The sequence below is a fragment of the Thermogemmatispora sp. genome (assembly GCF_019683635.1).
Lineage (GTDB): Bacteria > Chloroflexota > Ktedonobacteria > Ktedonobacterales > Ktedonobacteraceae > Thermogemmatispora.
Window position 1 is genome coordinate 1 of the sequence record NZ_JADGIA010000218.1, and the last position, 8,242, is coordinate 8,242.

General features: G+C 60.5%; 7 protein-coding genes and 1 pseudogene. 1 reads left to right on the plus strand and 7 read right to left on the minus strand.

The annotated features are described in order from the left end of the window. The 7 genes and pseudogenes from IRZ31_RS18240 to IRZ31_RS18270 form a co-directional block, all read right to left on the minus strand. Nucleotides 1-228: pseudogene (locus IRZ31_RS18240) on the minus strand (hypothetical protein); the annotation flags it as partial. Nucleotides 229-752: 524 nt separating this feature from the next. Continuing rightward, nucleotides 753-1,592, minus strand: coding sequence for a class I SAM-dependent methyltransferase (locus IRZ31_RS18245; RefSeq protein ID WP_297156280.1), 840 nt, complete (start codon nt 1,590-1,592; stop codon nt 753-755). A 493-nt stretch (nt 1,593-2,085) separates the two neighbouring features. After that, the gene (gene merA, locus IRZ31_RS18250; protein ID WP_297156282.1) at nt 2,086-3,546 is read right to left on the minus strand and encodes a mercury(II) reductase; all 1,461 of its coding nucleotides are present in this window, start codon (nt 3,544-3,546) and stop codon (nt 2,086-2,088) included. 39 nt (nt 3,547-3,585) lie between these two features. Then, nucleotides 3,586-3,933 carry a hypothetical protein gene (locus IRZ31_RS18255; protein WP_297156284.1) on the minus strand — a complete coding sequence of 116 codons (348 nt, stop codon included), beginning with the start codon at nt 3,931-3,933 and terminating at the stop codon, nt 3,586-3,588. A 109-nt stretch (nt 3,934-4,042) separates the two neighbouring features. After that, nucleotides 4,043-4,243 carry a hypothetical protein gene (locus IRZ31_RS18260; RefSeq protein ID WP_297156286.1) on the minus strand — a complete coding sequence of 67 codons (201 nt, stop codon included), beginning with the start codon at nt 4,241-4,243 and terminating at the stop codon, nt 4,043-4,045. A 287-nt stretch (nt 4,244-4,530) separates the two neighbouring features. Then, nucleotides 4,531-5,328, minus strand: coding sequence for an ABC transporter permease (locus IRZ31_RS18265; RefSeq protein ID WP_297156287.1), 798 nt, complete (start codon nt 5,326-5,328; stop codon nt 4,531-4,533). Next, the gene (locus IRZ31_RS18270; RefSeq protein ID WP_363325697.1) at nt 5,329-6,090 is read right to left on the minus strand and encodes an ATP-binding cassette domain-containing protein; all 762 of its coding nucleotides are present in this window, start codon (nt 6,088-6,090) and stop codon (nt 5,329-5,331) included. It abuts the gene before it with no gap. Between the two features lie 296 nt (nt 6,091-6,386). Between IRZ31_RS18270 and IRZ31_RS18275 the strand changes: the two genes are divergently transcribed. After that, on the plus strand, nt 6,387-7,505 hold the full coding sequence (locus tag IRZ31_RS18275; protein ID WP_297156290.1) for a MarR family transcriptional regulator: 1,119 nt from the start codon (nt 6,387-6,389) through the stop codon (nt 7,503-7,505). Nucleotides 7,506-8,242: the final 737 nt, after the last annotated feature.

Genomic DNA, 8,242 nt, shown 5'->3' on the forward strand with positions numbered 1-8,242 from the left:
GTAGTTCCCACGCAACGCGGCACGAAACATATAGTGCTGGAAATCGAGCCGATTGACTTCGCCGAGATCCTTGGGCAACAAGTAGGGCTGCTCCTGCAGATAGCGGCGCCGGCCCTGCAGACGCGGCAGCGCTATGTCCCCTAGGCGCCAACCCGCTCCGCTGCCCTGTTCTGCCGCTCCTGTCGACAGCGCGCTTCCACCCCGCCGACGGAAAAACCACCAGGGCATCTACTCCTCCTTTCCTCTCTCCTCGTCATATCACCCATGCTGTTATCATCCGGTGCCATATTCCTGGGAAGGCAAAAAGATCTCGAATCATTTCCCAAGCTCTATCAGCTGTAGCACATGAAGGTAGATAGTTCAGTGAAGAGTGTAAATAAGGAGATGTGTATCTGTCAATGCAGCTAGCAAGGAATAAGCGCAGACCTATTAATTTTTATCAATTTTTTATGGGGAGAAGGGATTGAAGAGAGGTCCTTCCACATCAGCGCTGGTCGGGAAGATCGCTTGCTTTATCTCGTGCAGAGATGATGATGCTTCAGCAGTGTCTTCCTGAGATGCTATATCCTCTTTGAAGAACTGGCCAAGGCGTGGGTAATGAAAGAGTCGCGAGAAGGGGGCCGAGGGCCTGGGCGGCCTCGGCGGTAGTTGATGGCAAACGCAGGACCAGATCGCTATCCCAGTCTTTTCTCCGGCAAGGCCGGCCCGACTACGGCGCGCTCTCTTTGCCAGCCGCGTCCTTAGCGACGCTATCAGTCTGAGCCGGAGCACGAGCCTCGTCCGTCCAGGTCGCCAGCCTGCCCATAGCGATAGACAACGATCCTCTCAGTCCGCCACAGCGCGGGACTGACCTCCATAAGGCGGAACAGGGCCCGTACCCAGAGTGGGAAGCGCGAGAAGGCGACGAGTTCGCTGGGTCTAAGTTCCTGGACAAGATCCAGCTTTGGCTCTAGCTGCCTGATCTCCTGTGGATCATCGAGGCCCCACCGATAGGTGGCTCCTGTGCCTCCAACGTTTGAGCCTGCCCGTTTCACAATCAACCTGTTGCAGATGTCGAAGATCAGCTGGCCACTGGGAAAGTGGGCCACCACGGCATTGAGCAGCGCTTTCACCTCTATCTCGCTCAGGTAGTGCAGCACTCCCTCAGCGATTAGCAATCCTGGCCGATCTCGCGGAGCCTCATCCAACCAATCCAGATCTGAGAGCGGGGCCCCGATCAGACGATAGGCCTCTCGCTCGGGGAAGAGGCGACGACGCAGGTCGATCACATCGGGATAATCGATATCGAACCACAGAACAGAGGCCGGCGGATCGATGCGGAACACACGGCTATCCATGCCGCAGCCCACATGGAGAACCACCGCATCAGGATGCTCGGCCAGATAGCGGCTCGCCAGCATATCGAACGTTGCTGCTCGTGTGGCAATGACGGTACAGCCGACTTTCTCCCACATCTTCCACGATCCGGGCCCCCGATACTGTTTGCGGATATCGTAATCGATCTGCTTCATCGCTGCCTCAGCCCAGGGATCGCGCAAGATGGGCCGACTCCATTGACTCTGAAGCGCTCGCCCGCTCAGGGTCATGAGCATGGTCTCTTTTTCCTTGGAAAAGTGGATCTTCTCGGAAGCCATAGCGCAACTTTCTCTTGTCTGGCCAGGTCTTCTGATCGACCCGGCCATAATTGGGATTCTATATCTGGGCTTCAATGATGCTCAATAGGAGGGGACGGCTATGAGTCTCGTCTTCAGCACTATCGAGGCATCCATGATCCAATCCCGCCATTGACCCTTTTGTAGAGCTTCCGCTTGGCAGAGACCATCTACACAGATTGAGCGTTGAGCACAGACCTCATCATCATCAAGCATCCTAAAGGCGCGCGACTGGGCCACTCGAAGCCGGGCGGCGAACTACTGAGGGTGGCGAATCGAGGCCGCTGGATGCCCCCAGCGCTGTGCCTCAAAGGCAAACGATTGCCAGCGATGGCCTCACGCTGGTTCTGCCCTGACCATTGCGCCTGAACCAGTCCAGCGGCTCACGGTAGAGAGCAAAGCCGAGGCGACAGCCAGCCCTTCCCAGTTCAGCTTAGCTGGCGCAACAACTGAGCAGGCGGACGTCTCGTGAGAAGGAGAGCGCCACCAGCTTCAGCGCCTCCGCCATCGTCGGATAGACATGGATCAACTCGGTGAAGTCCTCCAGCCTGGCCCCAAAGCGCAGCGCCATCGCCGCCTCGTGGATCACCTCCCCCGCACTCGGACCCAGCAGCGAGACCCCCAGCACGCGCCGGCTGCTCCGCTCCACCACCATCTTGACCAGCCCCTGCTCCTGATGGATCGCTCCCGCCCGCGGCACCAGGCTCAACGGCAGCACCCGACAGGCACAGGCCAGCCCCTCCGCCTGCGCCTGGGCATCGGTGAGGCCCACCATCGCCAGCGGCGGATCGGTAAAGATGCAGCGCGGGATCACCCGATGGTCCACCGCCCGCGGCGGCTCCCCAGAGAGCGCATTGTGGGCCGCCAGCTTGCCATCAGCGGCCCCCACAGGCGTGGCAAACTGGTTGCCCCAGGCCCTGCCGATGACATCGCCCGCCGCCCAGATGTGCGGCACGCTCGTGCGCAGCGTGCGGTCGACCCGCACCGCCCCGTCCGCCTCCAGGGCCACTCCAGCCCGCTCCAGCCCCAGCCCATCGGTATTGGGGCGCCGTCCGGTCGCCACCAGCAGCTGCTCGGCCTCCAGCGTCTCTGTCCGTCCTGCCCGCTGCAGGGTGACCGCAACGCCGCTGCTGCCTGGCGCGACCGCCAGTACCTGGACCCGGGTCAGCAGCCGCAGCCCTTCCCCCTGCAGCAGCTCCGCCAGCGCCTGCGCCAGCTCCGGCTCCACCCCGGGCAGCAGCTGCGCGCCGCGCGTCAGCACGGTCACGCGCGTCCCGAGCCGGGCGAAGAGCTGGCCCAGCTCCAGGGCAATGGCTCCCCCGCCCAGAATCAGCAACGAACGCGGCTGCTGGCGCAGGGAGGTCTGCCAGGGATCATCAGCGCTGCTGAGCAGATCGCTGGTCAGGAAAGGCACCTCCGCTAACCCTGGCAGCGCGGGGACGATCGGACGCGAGCCGGTGGCGATCAGGAGCTGCTGACCACGCAGGCGGCGGGGGCCGTCAGGGCCGGTCACTTCCACCTCGTGCGGCGAGCGCAGCTGCGCGCGCCCCGGCACGAGGCGCAGGCCCGCAATCTCGCGGAGGAGCCGCTCGTAGCGCTCCCAGCGATAGGTCTGGACCAGGGCATCTTTCTGCTCCAGCAGTTCGGCCCAGGTGGCCGGCATCTGCAGGGGAGTCAGGCCCGGATAGCGCGGGTGGGCCGCTTCGTAGACCAGGCGCGCCGCCTCGATGAGATTCTTGGAGGGCAGGCAGCCCCGATTGGCACAGGTCCCGCCAAGGGTGCGCTCCTCGGTCAGCAGGGCGGTTTTGCCCAGGTCAGCGGCGTGCAGGGCCGCGGCGAAGGCGGTCGAGCCGCTGCCCAGGATCAAGAGATCAGACTCGGCCAGGATGGTCATCGCTCGGGTGCTTCCTTTCCGTTCGTGGCTTCCGTCGTGCTAGAGAGGCCAGGGTCGTGGCGCGTGGGCGCCCTTCCTCGACCACGCTTCCTGCCGCTGCGTTTCAGAACCCTCGGGCAGGCAGGTCGGGCAGGACGCTAATGGAGACGCAACGGAGGCGCGTCTGCGCCGCTCCGCTCCCACGAGCAGCCAGCCTCCCAGCGCCAGCGCCCCCACGAAGTAGAGGGTCGCCAGCGCGACAATCAGGGGCCGCTGCTGGAGCAGCGCCGTGCCCAGGGCCGTCCCTGCCAGCAGGGAGGCCAGCAGGGGCAGCGTGATGACCAGATGACAGGGACAGGCCAGCATCCCCGTGATCGTCAAGAGCAGTCCCGTCAGACGACGAATCATCGTTCCTTCCTTTCTGCCTGTGACGGCTCGTCTGAGACAATCACAGCCTGGTGGGCAGGCTGCGGCACCTTCGCTGGGAGAGGCGCAGCCGACACCACTGTCGCCAGAGCTATTCCTCCATTGCGAGCACCAGGACTAGCCAGCGAAAGGAGCGCTGCCCCTTGGTAACGGGATCAGGCACGTGTCCAAGAAGAGTAACCCGATCGCGCGCGGTGCTGTCCCTGATCACCAGCCAGCTTACGAGCGTCTGCTTGACGCAATGCACCAGGGGAAGCAGATCGGCCCGGCCAGCAATCAACGCCGTCCTCATCCAGCCTGCCCTTGCGGTGTCTGCCCTTGCATTAGTAGGTCTCACCTGCTGCCCATTGCCCACCGCTGTGAAGGGCTTCCCGTCAGGCAGGCTCGCTGGCACCGCCTCGACTCAACTATTCAAGATACGAATATATCCGTTTATGATGATATGTGAATCATAGAGCACTAGATCTGTTCTGTCAAGGGGCTTCGCTCTTTCGGCAGGCGGCTTCCGGGCCTGACCAGTGCCCTGCCCGTGATGACCATCATAGGCAGGGCTGCGCTAGGGCCAGGCTCGGTTTCCGATCAACTCCTCTGGTAAATGTTAGTAGCGTATGATGTACGTTTTTTATAGGCCATGCTCGCGAAGAAGAAGGCCAGGAGCAGAATGCCCAGGCACCAGGCGAGCGCTATCCAGATTTCCTGAGAGGCAGGCGCGCCGGCCAATAAGGCCCGGATTGTATTCACAATCGCCGTCATAGGCTGGTGCTCGGCGAAGGCGCGTACAACCAATGGCATCGAGCGCGTGGGCACGAAGGCTGAGCTGATAAAGGGGAGGAAGATCAGCGGGTAGGCAAAGACGGCTGCGCCGTCGATTGAGCGAGCGGTCAATCCAGGGATGACAGCTATCCAGGTTAATGTCAGCGTCACCAAGGCCAGGAGACCGACGATGGCCAGCCAGGACAGGATGCCCGCCGATGAGCGGAAGCCCATCAGCAAGGCGACAAGGACGATGATCAGCAGTGAAATCGCGTTGAAGACCAGCGAAGCCAGCACATGACCCCAGAGCAGAGTGGAGGGGGCAATCGGCATGGAGCGGAAGCGATCCATGATCCCCCGCTGCACATCGGTAAAGAGGCGCAGAGATGTATAGGAGGTCCCGCTGGCGATCGCCACCAGGAAGATCCCAGGCAACACGTAATTGACATAGTTGGCGGTGCCGCTTTGAATCGCGCCCCCAAACACGTATACGAACAGCAACATGAGACCAATCGGCGTGATGGTAGCGGTGATAATGGTGTCCATACTGCGGAAAAGGTGCCGCAGAGAACGACCAAGCATCACGCCCAGGTCGCTGAAAAAGTAGCGCTGCAGGGTTGCCATTTAGCAGGCCTCCTTTTGACCAATGATGGCGAGGAAAATCTCTTCCAGGGTCGGCTGTTTTTCCACGTACTCCACGCGGGCCGGGGGAAAGAGCTTCTTCAGCTCCTGCAGGGTTCCACTGGCGATGATCTTGCCCTGATGGAGAATAGCGATGCGATCGGCGAGCTGCTCCGCCTCATCCAGGTACTGCGTTGTCAAGAAGATCGTTCTTCCCCCCTGAGCCAGTTCCTTCACCACTTTCCACACCTCAAGACGTCCTTCAGGGTCAAGCCCGGTGGTTGGCTCATCAAGGAAAATGATCGGTGGGGTTCCCACCAGGCTCATGGCCAGGTCCAGCCGGCGGCGCATGCCTCCCGAATAGGCCGAGACGCGCCGATTGGCGGCTTCGGTCAGTCCAAAGCGCGCCAGCAGCTCATCAGCCACCTGACGCGGCTGTTTGAGGTGCCGGAGTTGAGCGATCATAATGAGGTTTTCACGTCCGGTCAATAGCTCATCGACAGCAGCAAATTGGCCCGTGAGACTGATGGAGTGCCTGACCTGGGCAGCCTGGGTCACTACATCAAAGCCATTGACAAGAGCTGTGCCACTGTCAGGCTTCAGGAGCGTGCTGAGGATCTTGATGAGCGTCGTCTTGCCTGCTCCATTGGGGCCAAGCAGGGCGACAATGCGGCCCGGCTCGACGACGAAATCGACGCCTTGTAAGACGTTGAGCTGCCGGTATGATTTGTGCAAATCTTTGACTTGAATTGCAATGTCTGGCATCATGTGCCTCCTACGTCAGATTGATTACTTTCAACACTTTAGACAGGCACCGGACCCAGGAGATCTAGCTGCCTTGCCTGGCCAGGGAGACCTTCCCAGTCGCAATAAGGCGGTTGGGGAGGCGCATCCTGCGGGAGGGTTTCCAGCGCCAGCATGACAGGGAGACCTTCCTATGGTATACTTGTTCACTGATTAGGTCACTGCTCAACTCTCAATTTCTGTGCTCAAGTTACTAAATTTTCCCTTATTTAAGTGACTGAGTCACCTAAATAGAAGGTACCACAGAGGAACAGACCGTGTCAAGTGGCTCTCATGAAAACCGGGCGGAGATGCTGGCGGCCATCAAGCGCGAATTGAGGAAGAGCAACAGTTTTGGCGCTGCCTTCTTCCGCGTGGCTGCGACTCAGACGGGCCTGGCGGCTGACACAGACATCCAGGTCCTGGACATTCTCGATCTGGCCGGTGAAGTTTCTGCTGGTCAGCTGGCTGAGCTGATGGGGATGACCAGCGGGGCGATCGCCAAGGTGCTCAACCGCCTGGAGGCATCCGGGCTTGTGCATCGGGAGCGAGACAAGAGCGATGGTCGTAGGGTCATTGTCCGGCTTACCACAGGCAAGGACGAACTGCGCAAGGTTCGCTCGATGCTGGCTTCCCGTGAGGAGATGTGGGACGAGGTGATATCGAGCTACAATGAGGAACAACTTGCCTTTCTCTTAGCCTTTCTCCAGCGCAGCAACATGCTGTCGCGCCAGCAGCTTCTCCAGCTGCAAGAAAGGGTCTTGCCGGAAGAGAGGAGCATTTTCTCCGCTCCCCTGGATGCTCTCGCGCATGGCCGACTGGTTTTCCTCTCTGCCGGTATCCGGCTGGTCTTACGAACGGGCGAAGAAATGGCCGAACTCTACCAGGCCCGTTTCAAGGGAGCGGTGCCCAACGTGACCGTCCAGGATGGAGTGGTCACTATCCGCTATCCCCGGCAGTTTTTGCTTTTGACGGGAGATCAGCGTCAGGCAGAGATCACGCTGAACCGCTCTATTCCCTGGCAAATTGTCATCCAGAGTGGGGGATCAGATGTCTTTGCCGACCTGAGCGGCCTCAATCTGGCTTCTTTCGAGGTCAAGGGAGTAGGCAGCCAAGTCCTGCTACAGCTTCCCGTGCCCTCTGGAGTGGTCCCCATACGGATCAGCGGGGGAGGATCGGAGATTATCGTGCGACGCCCTCCTGGCGTTGCCGTACAAGCGCATCTCAAAGGCTGGGGATCTGCCTGGGCCTTCGATGGTCAAACCTATATGAGTAACAATCTGAAGGTGTCTAGCACTGGCTTTGATCCGGCAGCGCCTTATTACCTTATCGAGGTGACCAGCTCCGGTAGCACGGTCACTATCACCTCTTTTGAGGCCTTGGGAGAGCTGAAATAGCTGCTCGTTGTGACTCTGGTCGATCTACTCAGGCTCTTTACGGTTTCTGGCACAGGGGCAGGCTCCGTCCGACCGCTGCAGGCGAGCACGGCGAGACGGCCCAGGCGGTAGCTGGCGGTGGGCCTTTGCTACCGCCTGGGCCAAGCTGATGCATGCAGGGAATCAGAAGCTCACGCCCCTGTTCATCCCTCTATACCGCTGAGAGGCCCCTTGTGAAGATGAGGATAGATGGCTCTGGCAGCCAGGTGGTGCGCGGGTGAGGAAATGAAACTGCTACGGCCCGTGGGAGACTACCAGCCATTGCTGTCCTGGGACGGTTGTCTGTCAGGGGTGACTGCTACCACGGCGAGAAGCTGTTAGGTGAGGGGAGCGTTCATCGAGCCGCACCGCGCCGATTCATTCCTGGAAACCTGGTCGATGGCATGTCGCGCCGGGGGGAAATGGGGTGCGCCTTCAGCCGGTCCTCGCCGGGACGACTGCAGCCACCTGGGAGAGCGGCTTGACTCCCGTCAGCGCTGGCTCTGTTCACTGGCGCGGCACTGTCGTATGTTCATACAGGCTGTGGACGGGCAGAGGAGTCTCCTGCACGAGGCCAGGCCATGAGCGAGTGAGGTGCTCAGCCTGGGCGCGTTACTCAAGGTCCGCTCCGCTGGCGCTTCCCTTCCCTCAATCAATGTGCTTCCTCTTTCTGTTGATCTCAGCTCTGAACCCAGACGGGCTTTTCCTCTGATTCAGAC